16 protein-coding genes and 1 tRNA gene are annotated in these 13,648 nt (G+C 70.3%); 4 read left to right on the top strand and 13 right to left on the bottom strand.

The annotated features are described in order from the left end of the window. Positions 1–136: 136 nt before the first annotated feature. The 3 genes from ACYVAP_RS01680 to ACYVAP_RS01670 are packed head-to-tail and all read right to left on the bottom strand — an operon-like array spanning position 137 to position 2,417. Positions 137–898: a DUF3349 domain-containing protein gene (locus ACYVAP_RS01680; protein WP_498859260.1), complete on the bottom strand. Its 762-nt coding sequence runs from the start codon at positions 896–898 to the stop codon at positions 137–139. A gap of 17 nt (positions 899–915) precedes the next feature. Then, positions 916–1,200: a hypothetical protein gene (locus ACYVAP_RS01675; RefSeq protein WP_137770043.1), complete on the bottom strand. Its 285-nt coding sequence runs from the start codon at positions 1,198–1,200 to the stop codon at positions 916–918. Between the two features lie 2 nt (positions 1,201–1,202). After that, positions 1,203–2,417 (bottom strand): inorganic phosphate transporter, encoded by a 1,215-nt coding sequence (locus ACYVAP_RS01670; RefSeq protein ID WP_343904384.1) that lies wholly within the window; start codon positions 2,415–2,417, stop codon positions 1,203–1,205. Between the two features lie 297 nt (positions 2,418–2,714). Between ACYVAP_RS01670 and ACYVAP_RS01665 the strand changes: the two genes are divergently transcribed. Next, positions 2,715–2,999, top strand: a complete 285-nt coding sequence (locus ACYVAP_RS01665; protein WP_498859259.1) for a GlsB/YeaQ/YmgE family stress response membrane protein — start codon at positions 2,715–2,717, stop codon at positions 2,997–2,999. Positions 3,000–3,093: 94 nt separating this feature from the next. Here ACYVAP_RS01665 and ACYVAP_RS01660 read toward each other — a convergent pair whose 3' ends face one another. The 3 genes from ACYVAP_RS01660 to ACYVAP_RS01650 all read right to left on the bottom strand — a co-directional run bounded on the left by ACYVAP_RS01660 (position 3,094) and on the right by ACYVAP_RS01650 (position 6,312). Then, a complete protein-coding gene (locus ACYVAP_RS01660) occupies positions 3,094–4,497 on the bottom strand; it encodes a GntP family permease (protein WP_498859258.1) in 1,404 nt (467 codons plus the stop codon). 77 nt (positions 4,498–4,574) lie between these two features. Further along, a complete protein-coding gene (locus ACYVAP_RS01655) occupies positions 4,575–5,345 on the bottom strand; it encodes a Rossmann-fold NAD(P)-binding domain-containing protein (protein WP_498859257.1) in 771 nt (256 codons plus the stop codon). 190 nt (positions 5,346–5,535) lie between these two features. After that, positions 5,536–6,312 carry an IclR family transcriptional regulator gene (locus ACYVAP_RS01650; RefSeq protein ID WP_498859256.1) on the bottom strand — a complete coding sequence of 259 codons (777 nt, stop codon included), beginning with the start codon at positions 6,310–6,312 and terminating at the stop codon, positions 5,536–5,538. Between the two features lie 108 nt (positions 6,313–6,420). Between ACYVAP_RS01650 and ACYVAP_RS01645 the strand changes: the two genes are divergently transcribed. Continuing rightward, complete coding sequence (locus ACYVAP_RS01645; RefSeq protein WP_498859255.1) at positions 6,421–7,149, top strand: hypothetical protein; 729 nt, start codon at positions 6,421–6,423, stop codon at positions 7,147–7,149. 24 nt (positions 7,150–7,173) lie between these two features. Here ACYVAP_RS01645 and ACYVAP_RS01640 read toward each other — a convergent pair whose 3' ends face one another. Further along, positions 7,174–7,836, bottom strand: a complete 663-nt coding sequence (locus ACYVAP_RS01640; RefSeq protein WP_498859254.1) for an IMPACT family protein — start codon at positions 7,834–7,836, stop codon at positions 7,174–7,176. A 145-nt stretch (positions 7,837–7,981) separates the two neighbouring features. Between ACYVAP_RS01640 and ACYVAP_RS01635 the strand changes: the two genes are divergently transcribed. Both ACYVAP_RS01635 and ACYVAP_RS01630 read left to right on the top strand, forming a co-directional pair. Further along, entirely contained in the window at positions 7,982–8,110 is a 129-nt protein-coding gene (locus ACYVAP_RS01635; RefSeq protein ID WP_498859253.1) for a hypothetical protein, read from the top strand. A gap of 81 nt (positions 8,111–8,191) precedes the next feature. After that, positions 8,192–8,264 (top strand) — tRNA-Lys (locus ACYVAP_RS01630). 214 nt (positions 8,265–8,478) lie between these two features. Here the strand turns inward: ACYVAP_RS01630 and ACYVAP_RS01625 are convergent. From ACYVAP_RS01625 to ACYVAP_RS01600, 6 genes are read right to left on the bottom strand one after another with little or no spacing between them, the layout of a single operon-like run. Continuing rightward, positions 8,479–8,946, bottom strand: a complete 468-nt coding sequence (locus ACYVAP_RS01625) for an HD domain-containing protein (RefSeq protein ID WP_498859252.1) — start codon at positions 8,944–8,946, stop codon at positions 8,479–8,481. Positions 8,947–8,956: 10 nt separating this feature from the next. Then, complete coding sequence (locus tag ACYVAP_RS01620) at positions 8,957–9,403, bottom strand: hypothetical protein (RefSeq protein WP_498859251.1); 447 nt, start codon at positions 9,401–9,403, stop codon at positions 8,957–8,959. Between the two features lie 26 nt (positions 9,404–9,429). Then, entirely contained in the window at positions 9,430–10,554 is a 1,125-nt protein-coding gene (locus tag ACYVAP_RS01615; protein ID WP_498859250.1) for a tyrosine-type recombinase/integrase, read from the bottom strand. Beyond that, positions 10,551–10,736, bottom strand: coding sequence for a helix-turn-helix domain-containing protein (locus tag ACYVAP_RS01610; RefSeq protein WP_181869305.1), 186 nt, complete (start codon positions 10,734–10,736; stop codon positions 10,551–10,553). The genes ACYVAP_RS01615 and ACYVAP_RS01610 overlap by 4 nt, the downstream gene beginning before the upstream one ends. Next, on the bottom strand, positions 10,711–12,186 hold the full coding sequence (locus tag ACYVAP_RS01605; RefSeq protein ID WP_498859249.1) for a replication initiator: 1,476 nt from the start codon (positions 12,184–12,186) through the stop codon (positions 10,711–10,713). The genes ACYVAP_RS01610 and ACYVAP_RS01605 overlap by 26 nt, the downstream gene beginning before the upstream one ends. After that, positions 12,183–13,622 (bottom strand): hypothetical protein, encoded by a 1,440-nt coding sequence (locus tag ACYVAP_RS01600; protein WP_498859248.1) that lies wholly within the window; start codon positions 13,620–13,622, stop codon positions 12,183–12,185. Before ACYVAP_RS01600 ends, ACYVAP_RS01605 begins: the two co-directional genes overlap by 4 nt. Positions 13,623–13,648 lie beyond the last annotated feature (26 nt).

Genomic DNA, 13,648 nt, shown 5'->3' with positions numbered 1-13,648 from the left:
GCCCCGGGGACAGGGAGCGTCCACGGGACCTGCCGTGCGGTGTGACCTGCGCATCCTGCAGTTCAGGAGGAGGTCATCCGCCGTGCGCTCGCCGTTCACCCGGGAGGCATGGGGAGGGTCGGGCGCAGGGGAGGGGTCAGCCCTCGGCGCGGAGCGGCCAGCCCTTCTCGGCGAGATGGGAGGCGAGGCGCGCCATGTCCTGCTCGGCGGGGAGCTCGTCGGTGTAGCGGGTGATGAGCGTGCCGGCGTCGACGGTGTCGATGTCCCCGGCGCGCGCGTCGTCGATCAGCCGCGCGGCGACCTCCTCGACCTCCTTGTCCGTGAGCCGGCGGCGCAGCAGCGCCATGAGCGGCACGCGGTCGGTGGCGGGGATGCCGTCGGGGTAGCCCTCGGTGAGCCAGGAGATGACCCGCTGGGCGGCGTTCGGGGAGGGGACCCCGAGCGCGGCGCCCTCGGCGGCGGGATCCGGGGGCGGGATCTCCCCGGTGGTGCCGGTGGTGACGGCGGCCGGGCCGACGGTGCCGCCGTCGGCGCCGCTGCCGGTGCTCGTGCCGGCGCCCGCGGCGGCCTCGTGGGCGCGGGCCACGGCGCGGAGCTCGTCGTCGTCGGGGGAGTCGCTGAGCGGCCAGCCGACGGCCGCGAGTCGACCGGCGACGCGGTGCACGTCCTCCGGGGTCGCGGCGGCGCGCTTGCGCTGCTCGATGCTCTCGTGGACCGCCTCGGGGGCGATGTGGCCGTCGGGGTTCTCGGTGATGACCGAGGCGACGATCTCGTCGACCTCGGACTCGCTCAGGGTGCGGGTGAGCAGCGCGAGGAGGGGGGTGTAGTCGCGGGGCGGGATGCCGTCCGGGTAGCCGGCGTGCAGCCAGTCCAGGACACGGCTGACGGGGTTGGCCATGCTCGGTCCGTTCCGGCTCAGAGGGGGAGCTCGATGCCCAGGTAGTGGCTGATCGAGCCCTTGGTGATGAACAGCAGGCCGTAGAGCACCACGAGCGCGACGACCGCGAAGACCGCCCAGGAGGCGTAGCGCGCGGCGGGGTTCGGCGCGGTGATGCTGCCGTCGGCGTGCTCGCCGCCGGCGCCGCGGTCCTGCAGCACGATGCCGAGGCTGAACAGGAGGGGGAGACCGGCGCCCAGCAGGATGCCGACGACGATCACGCTGAGGGTGCTGGTGGCGATCGAGGTGAGGTCGATGTCCATGGTCAGGCGTCCTTCCCTGCGGTGGCGAGCTCGGGCGCGAGCTCGGTGCCCTCACCCTCCCACTCGGCGTTGACGTTCGTGTGGTCGACCTTCTGCTGCTGCGAGCGGCGGTAGATCGCGCCGCCGGCGACCACGAGGATCCCGAAGACGAGGAAGGCGCCGCCGACGCCGCCCACGAGGTGGCCGACGAAGTAGGTCACGGCGCCGACGATCGCGGCGGCCGGGAGGGTCATGAGCCAGCCGACGACCATCCGGCCGGCGACGCCCCAGCGCACCTTCGCGCCGGGTCGGCCGACGCCGGAGCCGATGATCGAGCCGGTCGCGACGTGGGTCGTGGACAGCGCCATGCCGAGGTGGCTCGAGGTGAGGATGATCGCCGCGGAGGAGGCCTCGGCGGCCATGCCCTGCGGGGAGTCGAGCTCGACGAGACCCTTGCCGAGGGTGCGGATGATCCGCCAGCCGCCCAGGTAGGTGCCGAGCGCGATCGCGCCGGCGCACAGGACGATGATCCAGACCGGGAGGCCGTTGGCCTCGATCTCCTGGTCGGAGAGGGTGCCGTGGGCGATGAGGCCGAGGGCGATGACGCCCATCGTCTTCTGCGCGTCGCCCGTGCCGTGGGCGAGGGAGACGAGGGAGGCGGTTGCGATCTGGCCGTAGCGGAAGCCGCGCTCACGGCGGGCCTCGCGCACGCCACGGGTCACGCGGAACACGAGCCACACGCCGATCGCGGCGACGAGGCCGGCGATGAAGGGGGAGAGCAGGGCCGGGATGATCACCTTCGCGGTGAGGCCGGACCAGTTGATGCCGGCGGTCCCGAGCGCCGCGAGGCCCGCGCCGAGCAGGCCGCCGAACAGGGCGTGGGACGAGGAGGAGGGCAGGCCCAGGAGCCAGGTGAGCAGGTTCCACAGGATGCCGCCGACGAGGCCGGCGAAGATGATGAACATCGCCGTCTCCGCATCGAGGCCGGCCATGAGGGCGCCCGTGTCGGTGTCCTGGATCTTCAGCACCGAGGTGGTCACGGTGACCGCGACCTCGACGGAGAGGAACCCGCCGACGAGGTTGAGGATCGCCGAGAGCGCGACGGCGACCTTGGGCTTCAGCGCGCCGGTCGCGATGGAGGTCGCCATCGCGTTGCCGGTGTCGTGGAAGCCGTTGGTGAAGTCGAACGCGACTGCCGTGACGATCAGCAGCAGGAGGATGACGAGTTCTCCGGTCATGACGTCAGGATGCGACCGGGCGCCGCCCCCGTGCCACCCGCCGATCGAGCCGTTCATCTGCCGTTCACCTTCCACGTGCGGGGATGCCCGCGGGAGTTCGCGAGATCACACGCGCCGTCTCCGCGCCTGCCGGCGTCGGCCCTCCCGCGCGTTGCACAGGAGGGGTGCGCTCTACCGCGCGGTCGCGATGACCGGCGTGTCCGTCCGAACTCCAGGTATTCCGGCTCGTCGGAGGGCACCATGAGAACGGAGGCGTCTGCGCCTCCGCCCTTCCCCCGAACGTAAGGAGAGAACGACATGGGTCTCATCGGCCTGATCATCTCGTGGCTCATCATCGGCGCCATCATCGGGCTGCTCGCCCGCGCCGTCATGCCGGGCAAGCAGGCCATGGGCCTGGGCATGACCATCGTCCTCGGTGTCGTCGGCGCCGTCGTCGGCGGCTTCATCGGCAGCCTCTTCGGCGGTGACGGCATCTCGGGGATCATGAACAACCCCTGGAGCGTCGGCACGATCCTGCTCGCCGTGGTCGGTGCGATCGTCGTCATGGCGATCTACGGCCTGGCCACGCGCAACCGCGCCTGATCCTCCCCGCGCCGGCCCGCGCCGGCGCGGAGGACGTCGAGGCCCGGGACCGATCCTCCGATCGGTCCCGGGCCTCCTCCGTTCCGGGGGCGGGTCAGGCGACCGAGGCGACCCCGAACAGCACGAGCGAGAGCGCGAAGCCGACGACGGCCATCGCGGTCTGGATGAGGGTCCAGCTGGCGAGGGTCTGCTTCATGGAGAGGCCGAAGAAGCGGGAGACCAGCCAGAAGCCCGAGTCGTTGACGTGAGCGACGCCCACGGAGCCCGCGGACATCGCCATGACGATCGCGACGACCTGCAGGGCGTTGAAGTCCCCGGCGGCGACGACGGCCGTCATGAGGGAGGCGGCGGTGGTCAGCGCGACCGTCGCCGAGCCCTGCGCGATGCGCACGATCTGGGCGATGAGGAAGGCCGCGACGATCACGGGCATGCCGAGGCTGTTGAGCGAGCCGGCGACCGCGTCGCCGATGCCCGTCAGGCGCAGCACGCCGCCGAACATGCCGCCCGCGCCGGTGACGACGACGACGGAGCAGATCGGGCCCAGGGCGGAGTCCTGGATCTTCTCGATGAGGGTGCCGCTCTTCCCCGCGCCCCAGCCGAGCACGACCATCGAGACCAGCACGGTGATGAGCAGGGCGATCGGGGTCTCACCGAGGACGCGCAGCACCTGCACGACCGGCAGGGCCTTGAAGGCGTCGGGGTCGTCCTTCGTCGCGGCGAGGGTGTTCAGGCCGGTGTTGAGCAGGATCAGGACGAGCGGCAGCAGCAGCATCGAGATGATCGCGGGGACCGACGGGCGGGACTCGAAGCCCGTCTCCTCGGAGTTCGAGTCGAGGATCGTGGGGACGGGCACCACGAGGCGGTCGCCGACGACCTTGCCGGCGAGCGGCGCGACGGTCGCCCAGATGATGAGCGCGAAGACGAGGCCCACGAGCAGCACGAGGCCGACGTCGGCGCCCATGATGTTCGAGGCGGCGACGGGGCCGGGGTGCGGCGGGGAGAAGATGTGCATCGCCGAGAACGCCACGGCGCTCGGGAAGGCGATCGAGAGGAACGAGGCGCCGGTGCGGCGGGCCACCGCGTAGATGATCGGCATCATGACGACGAGGCCGGCGTCGAAGAAGATCGGGAAGCCCATGAGGAGGCTGGCCACGGAGAGGGCCATGCCCGCACGGCGCTCGCCGAACAGGTCGATCATCTTCTCGGCGAGGACCTGGGCGCCGCCGGAGGCCTCGATCATGCGGCCGAGCATCGCGCCGAGGCCCACGAGCAGCATGACGTTGCCCAGCGTCGAGTTGAAGCCGAAGCCGATCGCCTCGAGCAGGCGGTTGGCGGGCACGCCGGCGACGACGGCGGTGAGCAGGCTCGTGATGAGCAGGGCGAGGAAGGCGTGCATGCGCAGCGCCATGATCATGACGAGCAGGCCGGCGATCGCGGCGGCGGCGAGGATCAGCAGACCGCCCGTGCCGAGATCCCAGTTCAGGACGAGATCGTCCATCGTCGGACTCCTTTGTCGGGGTGAGGGGTGAGGGGTGAGGGGTGTGGTGGGACGCGGAGGCGAGGGCCTCTGGGGGATCAGATGACGGCGGTCATGCCGCCGTCGACATACAGGGTCTGGCCGTTGACGAAGGCGGCCGCGTCGGAGGCGAGGAAGACGAGCGGGCCCACGAGGTCCTCGGTCGCGCCCCAGCGGCCGGCGGGGGTGCGCCCGGCGACCCAGGCGGAGAACTTCTCGTCGGCCACGAGGGCGGCGGTCAGCTCGGTCGCGAAGTATCCGGGGGCGAGGGCGTTGACCTGGACGCCGTGGGGCGCGAGATCGGCGGTGAGGCCCTTGGTGAGCATGACGATGCCGCCCTTGGTGGCGCTGTAGGCGGCGATCGAGGGGCGTGCGAGCTGGGACTGCACGGAGCCGATGTTGATGATGCGGCCGGAGCCGCGGGCGATCATGCCGGAGGCGGCGCGGCGGGCGCACTTGAAGGCGCTCGAGAGGTTCGTGGCGACGAGGTCGTCCCAGTCCTCGTCGGTGAACTCGGTGAGCGGGGCGCGGCGCTGGATGCCGGCGTTGTTCACGAGCACGTCGAGGGCGCCGTGCTCCGCCTCGAGCGCGGTGAGGGCCGCGTCGATCTGGGCGGTGTCGGTGACGTCGAAGGCGGTCGCGAGGGCCGGGGTGCCGGTCGCGGCGGTGATCGCGGCGGCCTCGGCGGTGGTCTGCTCGAGGCTGCGGCCGTGGACGACGACGGTCGCGCCGGCGGCGGAGAGCCCCTCGGCGAGGGTCCGGCCGATCCCGCGGGTGGATCCGGTGACGAGGGCGAGACGGCCGCTGAGATCGAAGGCGGCGACGGACATGGGGCGGCTCCATTGGCGAGGCGATGTCGGTGGTGCTCGTCGACGGGTGACGAGGACCGGCGCCAGACTACGGCACCCGGTCCTCCCTGAAGAACACGGTTCAGCATCCTGAACCGTGAGGCAGTGCGAGAGAGGTCGCCCGCATCCTCGCCCGGAGGAGCGGCGGAGGCGGGGGAGACGGGGAGAGTGCTCAGCGGCGGCGCGAGGCCGCGCCGAGCGGATTCGTCAGCGCCGCGGCCACGCGCCGGACCGCCGCGGAGATCCTCTCGATGCGCGCAGGGTCGAGCTCCGCGGAGGGGATCGCCGTGCCCACGGCGAGCATCGGATCGGCCGGGTGCCACGGCGGCAGCGGCGCCGCGATCCCGGTGACGCCCACCGTCGAGGCGCCCTCGTCGATCGCGACGCCCCGCTCGCGGGCCTGATCGATCTGCGCGCGGATCGCCACGGCGGAGGTCGACGTGCGCGCCGTCAGCGCCGGGATCTCCGTGCGGGCGAGGACGTCCTCGACCGCCGCCTCCGGCATGGCGGAGAGCATCGCGAGGCCCGTCGCGGTGAGCACGAGCGGCAGGCGCGTGCCCAGCGGCGAGCCGAGGCGTCGCTCGCGCCCCTCGTAGCGGACGAGGTACAGGGTGTCGAGGTCGTCGTGCGCCGCGATCTGCACGAGCTCCCCGGCGAGCTCCGCCTCCTCCTCGACCACGGGGAAGAACTCCCGGATCTGGTGGAACTGGAGGGCGAACTGGCCGCCCAGCTCCGCCGTGCGCATGCCCAGCACGTAGCCGCCCTCGACGCGCCGGATCATCCGGCCCTGCTCGAGGGCCGCGCACAGGTTCGAGGTCGAGGACTTCGCGATCCCGAGCTCCCGGGCGATCGTCGTCAGCGTCATCGGCTGCGCGGGGGAGGCGCCGAGCACGGTGAGCACGCGCAGGGCGCGGCTGACGGCCGGGGCGGGATCCTTCACGTCGGGCATCGGTGCCTCTCTCTGGGGTGGGGACTGCAGGGATCCTAGCGGCGGGAGGGCCATGTCCCCGGACCGTGCGGCCCGTCCCGGACCGGGCCGCCCCGATACCGTGGGGGCATGGCCGCCCGCCGACGAGCCCCCGCCCCCGAGGAGCAGCTGGAGCATCTGCGTGATCGCTTCGGCCTCGACGCGCGCCCGGGGGCGAGGCCCCTGGCCCACCGCGAGCACGCGGACCCGGCGCTCGCCGAGGCCCTCGAGGTGCCCTACTACGCGTGGCTGTACAACGCGAACGTCGTGCCCCGGGAGGCGCACGCACAGCGCGGCCGGCTCGAGGGGGCGCTCGCCGTGGACGTCGGCGTGCCCTGGCGCCCGGGCGTGACCGGCGCCGCCGCCGCGATCGAGCGGTCCCAGCTGCTGGCCCGCGTGCTCATGGCGCAGTTCGAGGCGCCCGGCGCGGTCTACTCGATCCAGGCCCTCGCCTGGGAGGAGGAGGCCGCCTCCGGGACGCTCGTCGTCGAGGTCGCGAGCGGCCGCGGCAGCGGGGACAGCCTCGCCCGGGTCGAGGACGGCGACCTGGGGCCCGTGCTCGAGGCGGTGCTCGACGCCGTGCGACCGCCCGGCACCGCCTTCGCGATCTCCCGCGACCCCGTGGACCTGCGCGACGAGCCCGCCTCCCACTGGCGCTGGGTGCACCCGGTGGTGCCGGAGGAGCGGATCGAGGAGTTCGCGACCCTCGCCCGGGACGCGGCCTTCGAGGTGCTCACGCTGCTCGTCGGCTCCGCGGCGGGATCCTGCCGGCCCCTGAAGACCGTGCCGGACTGGTACGTCGACGTGCCCGGGCTCTGAGGCGCGGGCTCTGAGCGGCAGGCGTCAGGCTCCGGCGAGCGGGACGTCGGCGAGGCGCTTCCCGGCCTCCTCGACCCGTGCCCGGCCCGCGGACCACCGTGCGGCATCGGCCCGCAGCTCTTCCAGCAGGGACGGCTCGACGAGCACCGTCAGCACCGCCGTGCGGGACCCGTAGACGGTGGGCTCCATCGCGGCGCCGTGCGCGTCGGCCCAGGTCCGCACAGCATGCTCCCCCGCGCCCGCATCGGCATGACCCACCTCGATCCGCACGACGCTCAGCGTGGTGCGGCGCCGCAGAGTCGCCGCGGCGACCGCCTGCTCCACGCCGGCCGTGTACGCACGCACCAGTCCGCCCGCGCCGAGCTTCACCCCGCCGAAGTAGCGGATGACGATCGCGAGGGTGTCCGTGAGCTCCGCGTGCAGCAGTGCCTGCAGCATCGGCATCCCCGCCGTGCCCGACGGCTCCCCGTCGTCGCTCGAGCGGTGCACGACCGCCGCGGTCTCCGTCTCCCCGATCACGAGGGCCGTGCAGCGGTGCCGGGCGGAGGGATGGTCGCGGCGCGCTGCGAGGATCCGCTCGTCGGCCTCCTCCACCGAGGTGACGCGATGCAGGCGCGTGAGGAACCGGGACCGCTTCTCCACGAGCTCCGTCTCGACGTCGGCGGCGAGGACCAGCGGATCAGGCACGGTGACCGGCTTCAGACATGGTGGTGAGTCTAGGACGGGCGACAGCCTGGGCAGATCCTGGACGGTCCGATGAAGGAGCCCTCATGACCGCCGCGTACCCCGGTGCCCCGACTGCGCTGGCAGCCCCGTCGCCCTCGGCCCGCCGGTGTCCATCGGCGGCATCTTCAGCGGCATCGGCGGCGTGCTGCTCGCCGTGCTCGGCGGCATCCTCGGCTTCCTGCTGCTCCTCGCGAGCATCATCTGGATGGTCGTGCAGCGCGGCCGCACCGCCTGACCGGCCCCTGCCCGCACCGCAGGCCCGTGCCCGCCACGGCCCGTCCCGCCGCTACGATGGGACGGCCCGCCTGGCGGGCACGGGCCTGTAGCTCAGTCGGCAGAGCATCGGACTTTTAATCCGCGGGTCGAGGGTTCGATCCCCTCCGGGCCCACCCTGGTCAGAGCGACTTTCTAGGTTCCGACCTTTGCTCCGAAGTTGGCGATGATAGCAACGCTGACAGCAACGCGGCTGAGCGTGCTGCGCTGGACGCGTCGTGACAGCAGCCGTGCGGCATCGGCCCTTGTGACGGTCTGGACGAAGGAACCCCATGCCCTTCTGGACATGGGGTTCCACTCTCCGCATGAGGTGTGCGCTCGAGGAGTCGACTATGAGGTGACTCCCATGAGCATCGCCCAGGACTCGGCGTACTTGGCGGAAAGCCGGTATCGAGTGGACGACGGGAGCCGGAAGGCGCGGTCTGGGTCGCAGTTCTCCGCGAGGTCAGCTGCCTTCACGACTCGGGCAATCCTGTGCTCACGGATGCGTGCAAAATAGTCGGCACGTGAGGTGCCGTCGCGCTTGGTCAGGCAGTCGACTGCGTCGAGGATGCGATCCGGCATGCCGTGACTGCGCAGATCTTCGAGGGTGACTTCTGAGTCTTCGACGACATCGTGCAGCCACCCGGCGGCAACGCAGTCGAATCGGTCCTTGGCCGGGGCCATGTATAGTGCGCATTCCGCGACGCGTTGTGGGTGGGCGATGTAGTCCTCGCCCAGCTTGTCCGTCTGCCCCTCATGTGCACGCCGGGCGATGGACTGTGCACGTGCAACAAGGTCGAGTCCTTCGAGTTCCAATTTGCCTCTCCTAGTCGATGGGTGGGGTCGGGGTGGCAGCTTCGACGGCGCTGACCCAGGTAGCGATGCCCAGCGTCGAGAGTTCGTAGTAGCCGTCGATCAGAACGGAGCACTTCGTCGCTGCATCGGGGGCAGGGGAGCCCTGATCGATCAGGTAGCGGTACACCACTGCGCTCTCGCCGCCCTCTGATTGAGCCGCGGCAAGAGCTTTCGGGAGGGCGACGTCGAGCTCGTCGTCAGCGTCTAACCACAGCATGCGCCGTTCTTCGTCGTACACCACGGCCATGAACTGCGGGTTGGTCGAGGACTCCGAAGGGAAGCGGTCGACCCAGAAGGCTGGATAGGGGAACTCCGACCAAGGTCCGTCAGAACGACTCGGGCTCCCGAGGATGGTGGCGTCGGTGGGGTCTGATCTCATCTTCGATGTTTCCGCTTTGCTGTTGACAGTGGGGCGCATGTGGTGTATGTACCTCCTTCTGGAGGCTACCGGAAGAGCGCGTCCATCCGCTGCGCGGACTCGTCCTGCAGCGCCGGGATGACGTGCGAATAGGTGTTCATCGTGACCGCGATGGCGGAGTGACCCAGAAGTTCCATGACGACGCGCGGAGCGACACCCTCTGCGAGGAGCAGGGACGCGCAGGTGTGCCGGAGGTCGTGCAGCTTGACCCGGCGCAGCTTCGCCTTCTTCAGGAGCGCCTCGAACGCCCGGTTCACGTTGCGCGGCTCGATCGGTGTTCCCGCCTGGGACGTGAACACGAGCGTCGTCGGGTCCACGGGCAGCCCGAGCGAAGCAAGCTTCACTCGTTCGGAAGACTGGTGGCGTCGCAGAGCATCGATGCAGAAAGACGGCACCACGACCCGACGGCGCGAGGTGTCCGTCTTGGGGCTCTTCAGCCGCAGCTCGCCCCGAGAGCGCTGAAGGGACTGCACGACCCGCAGGCGGCCGTTCTCGAGGTCGACATCGCCCCACCGGAGACCGAGTGCTTCCCCTCGGCGCAGCCCGAGCCCGATATAGAGGGTCCACAAGGCTTCCCGGTCGTGCCCCTTTGCCGCTCTCAGGAGCTGCTTCGCCTCCACCGGGGTCAGCGGTTCGACCTCCTGTCGTGCAGGATTGGAGACCACGACGAGCTTCGCCACGTTCCTCGGGACGAGGTCCTCGCGCATTGCGTGCTGGAGTGCCGAGCGGATGATCGCGTGGATCTGCTTGACCGTGGCCGCGCTCTTGCCTTCGCGGCTCTTCGCGCCGAGGAACTCCCGCAGATCTGATGCGGTCAGCTGACCCAGCGGCTTGGAGCCAAGTGCGGGGACGATGTGGTTCCGGATGTAGCCCTCGTACGTCTGATAGGTCGCCGGGCTCAGCCGCGGTTCCTGGACGTCGCGCATCCAGGACTCCAGGAAAGCCTTCACAGTGAGCCGCCCAGGGGTCGCGGCGATGCCCGACCGAGACGATTCCTGCATCTTCGCCAGCTTCGCACTGACCTCCTTGCGGGTCTTCCCGTACGCCGTCTTCCGCCGACGAGTGCCGTCCGGGGTCAGGACGTACGCCGCACCAGCCCACCGGCCGTCCTTGCGCCGATAGATGCTGCCCTCACCGTTCGCGCGGCTCATGCGACCACAGGGGCCGGTTCGAGGCTCTCGACGTACGCGAGAAGATCAGCGGCCTTGACCAGGCGGGAGCGACCGAGCTTGACGCTGGGCAGCTCGCCGCAGCGCATCAGGTCGTACACACGGGTCTTCGAGACGCTGAGCCGATCAGCGACCTCGTCAGCGGTGAAGCAGAGCTTCTCCATGATTCTTTCCTTTCTCGTGGAGTCGACGGGCGGCGCAGCGAGAGTCCTTCCACTCGCGTGCTGCGTCGGCGGCGGAGCGGGCGAGCTCGGCATCGCCGGGAGTGAGCCAGCCCTGTCCGACGAAGCGGAACTCATTGATCACGACGGTGTGCTCGGTGACGTCGAACGAGTCAGCGGTCCCCGAAGAGCCTGCGGACGTCTCGAGCCGTTCGCGGTCGCGGTGGTACTTGCGCCGCACATCGCGGAGAGTGCCGAGGGTCGTGGAGAACCGGCGGGACTTGCTCGCGAAGTGACCGCGGAAGCCGAGGGCATCAGCCCACTTCCCGAGCAGCGCGTAGGGGCTCGCGAATCCGTCGGCGAGGAGCGCCCGCCCACACAGCTCGAGGCAGGTCTCCCGCAGGCGCTTGAGGTGCCGATTCGGTGCGCCCTCCGCTGCGACATCACCAGCCGCCTTGGTGGCGTACTTGGCGAGGTAAGCCGCAACCATCTCGGGGGAGACGTCGCCACCATCGTCTGTGTGTCGCTGGACGGGGCGCGCATCGACCTGACGGCCGAAGCGGAGAGTACGAGCGCAGTCATTGCCGTCGACCGGCGCTGAATCGACCTCAACGCCCTGCGCGGCTTCGAGACAGCGCTCAGCAAGCCACGAGGCGGGGGCGTCGATTGCGGGGGAGGGGAAGGGCTCCTGGTCCGTCGGAGCCCCATCGAGCCGGACAAGTGCATGCAGGTGGATCGCGCCGCGCTTCTGGTACTCGCCGACCTTGGCGAACTGCACGCGAAGGAGATCCCTCGAGGCCTTCTCGCTCATGCCGAGATGAGTCGCGACCAGACGGCGCAGGCGGATCGTGAAGCGCCGCCAGAGTTCGGGGCAGTGCCACTGCCAGACGGTCTGCCCCTCGTAGTCGTAGCAGTCCGGGCACAGTGGCTGCCCGATCCGGGCGTCGTCGGCATCGTGGTGCTCGGTGCAGCGGCGAGGGCGACCGTGCTCGCACAGGCCCGGCGCAGCGTTGACGGTGCACTGCCGAGGCTGAGCACCGGGACGAGTCGACGAGTGCACAGTGCCGAACGACGGTGCGGTCAGAGTGAGGAACACCAGCGGGTGCGTGGAGACGCTCTCCGGGACCCCCTTGTCCCCGCCGGAGACCCCTGCGGAGAGGAGGTGCCACATGTCGCCCTGGTACTCATGAGAGCACGAGGGGCAGCGGGAGGCCCGCCGGTTGCCGCAGCGGACGTAGAGAACGCTGTCAGGGAGGTCGCGGCTGTCGAACGTGTGGAGGTGCTGGCCGGACCTGCGATCGAAGGTGCGCGCCTGACCGAAGAGGCGCACCGGGCGGGAGCAGAACCCGGTCGAGGCGGCCTGCTTGGACCAGTCCTCGAAGCCGTCGGAGAGCATCCGTGTCAGTGCGGTGGGATCCTCGACGTCGAGGGTGTAGAGATCGGGGTCGATCACGATGCGGCTCCCTCCGAATCCGACTTGCTCCGAGCGCGAGCCCGTGAACTCCGAGGCTTCTCCGTGGGCTCCGGGACGACGACGGGGATCGTCGACGGGGCAGGGAACTGCTCGGCCGCTGCCCGGATCAGGTCGTCATCGACGAACGCAGCGCGCACGCGCATCGGCTCCGAGCCGTCTTCCGGGACCACATAGCCGATGCCCGGAGAGGCGAGCGGAATCTTGTGACAGAGGGCCCCAGATGCCACTGCACCGTCACCAAGGACCATCGAGGTCTCCTCGCGATCCCGCAGACGAAGCCCGACCATCTGGGTGAACAGGCCGCGGTTGGGGATCGTTTCCTTCCGGGGATCCTGGAGGCAGGCAACCACGGTGTAGCCGACGGCGCGCCCCTGGGAGCAGAGCAGCGACATCGCGGTGCGAGCGCGGCTCTTGAGGTCGCGGTCCTCGATGTACGACGTCAGCGCGGCCACCTCGTCGATCAGCACGACGACCAGCGGTTCATCGGCACTCGCGGTGTGCTGGCGGGTATGACCGGCCATCCGTTCGAGGCGAGCACTCATCGCCTCGACGGCGTCCTCGAGCACCACCACGGCTTCAGCAGGCGTCACGGCGTAGCGGGTGAACAGATCCTTGCCCATTCCCAGCTCGACGCCGCCCTTGAGGTCGATCCCGTGTACCTGTGCTTCGCCGCGAGCGATGGCGGGAGCGAGGCCGATGGTGACGCCCCAGACGAGCGATGCCTTCCCGGAGCCCGAGGAACCGGCCACGAGGGTGTGTGTGCCCGCGATACGAAGCCACCAGTCGTCGTCTCTGGTGTCGATGCCCATCCAGACCGAGCGGCTGTCCCAGGGATCTTCTGCTTCCGGGAGCCCGCGGTAGACGACCTCGGAGAGGGCATCGCCGTACGTGAAGATCAGCGTGGGGGAGAGGTCTCCTGTCACGCGAATGTCCGTGGCGCCTGCCGTCGTGCGGAGGCGGTCCGCGACCTTCTGGAAGTCCTCAACGGTCTGGCCAGTGAGCAGTCCGGGCACGACGGCGAGCTCGTTGCGAGTCCACCGCTTACTCACGATGGTGGGGCAAACGAGGCGCTTCTGCCCCTCACGGTCAGTGCTGGACGACGTCAGTCCGCACTCCTCCATCAGCAGCGGCCATGACTCGAGCAGGTCGAGCCACACGGACCGGCGCGTCAAAGGGTGCGAGATGGCCCGGTAGTAGGTGTGGGGCTGGAACCGGGCCCAGAGTGCGAAGTACAGCGCGATGGCTCCGACGACGGCGAAGGGCTTCCAGCTCCCGAGCAGGTCGGCCGAGAGCCAGGTGAACATCGCGACGATGAACCAGAACCGGTGGAACCAGCGCACGTGGCCCCAGAAGCCCGTGAGAATCCACCTCAGCTCGGCGAGGCCGAAGCGGAAGGCGAGGGAGGCGGTGTGCATGGATCACGCACCCCCGAACGCCAGCT

It is taken from the genome of Brachybacterium horti (assembly GCF_054777615.1).
This window is presented reverse-complemented; position numbering and strand designations above follow the sequence as displayed.

Excerpts from the sequence above, each read along its gene's own strand:
- ACYVAP_RS01655 (WP_498859257.1), bottom strand. The coding sequence starts at position 5,345 with ATGTCCGTCGCCGCCTTCGATCTCAGCGGCCGTCTCGCCCTCGTCACC.
- ACYVAP_RS01650 (WP_498859256.1), bottom strand. The coding sequence starts at position 6,312 with ATGCCCGACGTGAAGGATCCCGCCCCGGCCGTCAGCCGCGCCCTGCGC.
- ACYVAP_RS01645 (WP_498859255.1), top strand. The coding sequence starts at position 6,421 with ATGGCCGCCCGCCGACGAGCCCCCGCCCCCGAGGAGCAGCTGGAGCAT.
- ACYVAP_RS01600 (WP_498859248.1), bottom strand. The coding sequence starts at position 13,622 with ATGCACACCGCCTCCCTCGCCTTCCGCTTCGGCCTCGCCGAGCTGAGG.
- ACYVAP_RS01680 (WP_498859260.1), bottom strand. The coding sequence starts at position 898 with ATGGCCAACCCCGTCAGCCGTGTCCTGGACTGGCTGCACGCCGGCTAC.
- ACYVAP_RS01660 (WP_498859258.1), bottom strand. The coding sequence starts at position 4,497 with ATGGACGATCTCGTCCTGAACTGGGATCTCGGCACGGGCGGTCTGCTG.
- ACYVAP_RS01610 (WP_181869305.1), bottom strand. The coding sequence starts at position 10,736 with ATGGAGAAGCTCTGCTTCACCGCTGACGAGGTCGCTGATCGGCTCAGC.
- ACYVAP_RS01620 (WP_498859251.1), bottom strand. The coding sequence starts at position 9,403 with ATGCGCCCCACTGTCAACAGCAAAGCGGAAACATCGAAGATGAGATCA.
- ACYVAP_RS01615 (WP_498859250.1), bottom strand. The coding sequence starts at position 10,554 with ATGAGCCGCGCGAACGGTGAGGGCAGCATCTATCGGCGCAAGGACGGC.
- ACYVAP_RS01675 (WP_137770043.1), bottom strand. The coding sequence starts at position 1,200 with ATGGACATCGACCTCACCTCGATCGCCACCAGCACCCTCAGCGTGATC.
- ACYVAP_RS01665 (WP_498859259.1), top strand. The coding sequence starts at position 2,715 with ATGGGTCTCATCGGCCTGATCATCTCGTGGCTCATCATCGGCGCCATC.
- ACYVAP_RS01670 (WP_343904384.1), bottom strand. The coding sequence starts at position 2,417 with ATGACCGGAGAACTCGTCATCCTCCTGCTGCTGATCGTCACGGCAGTC.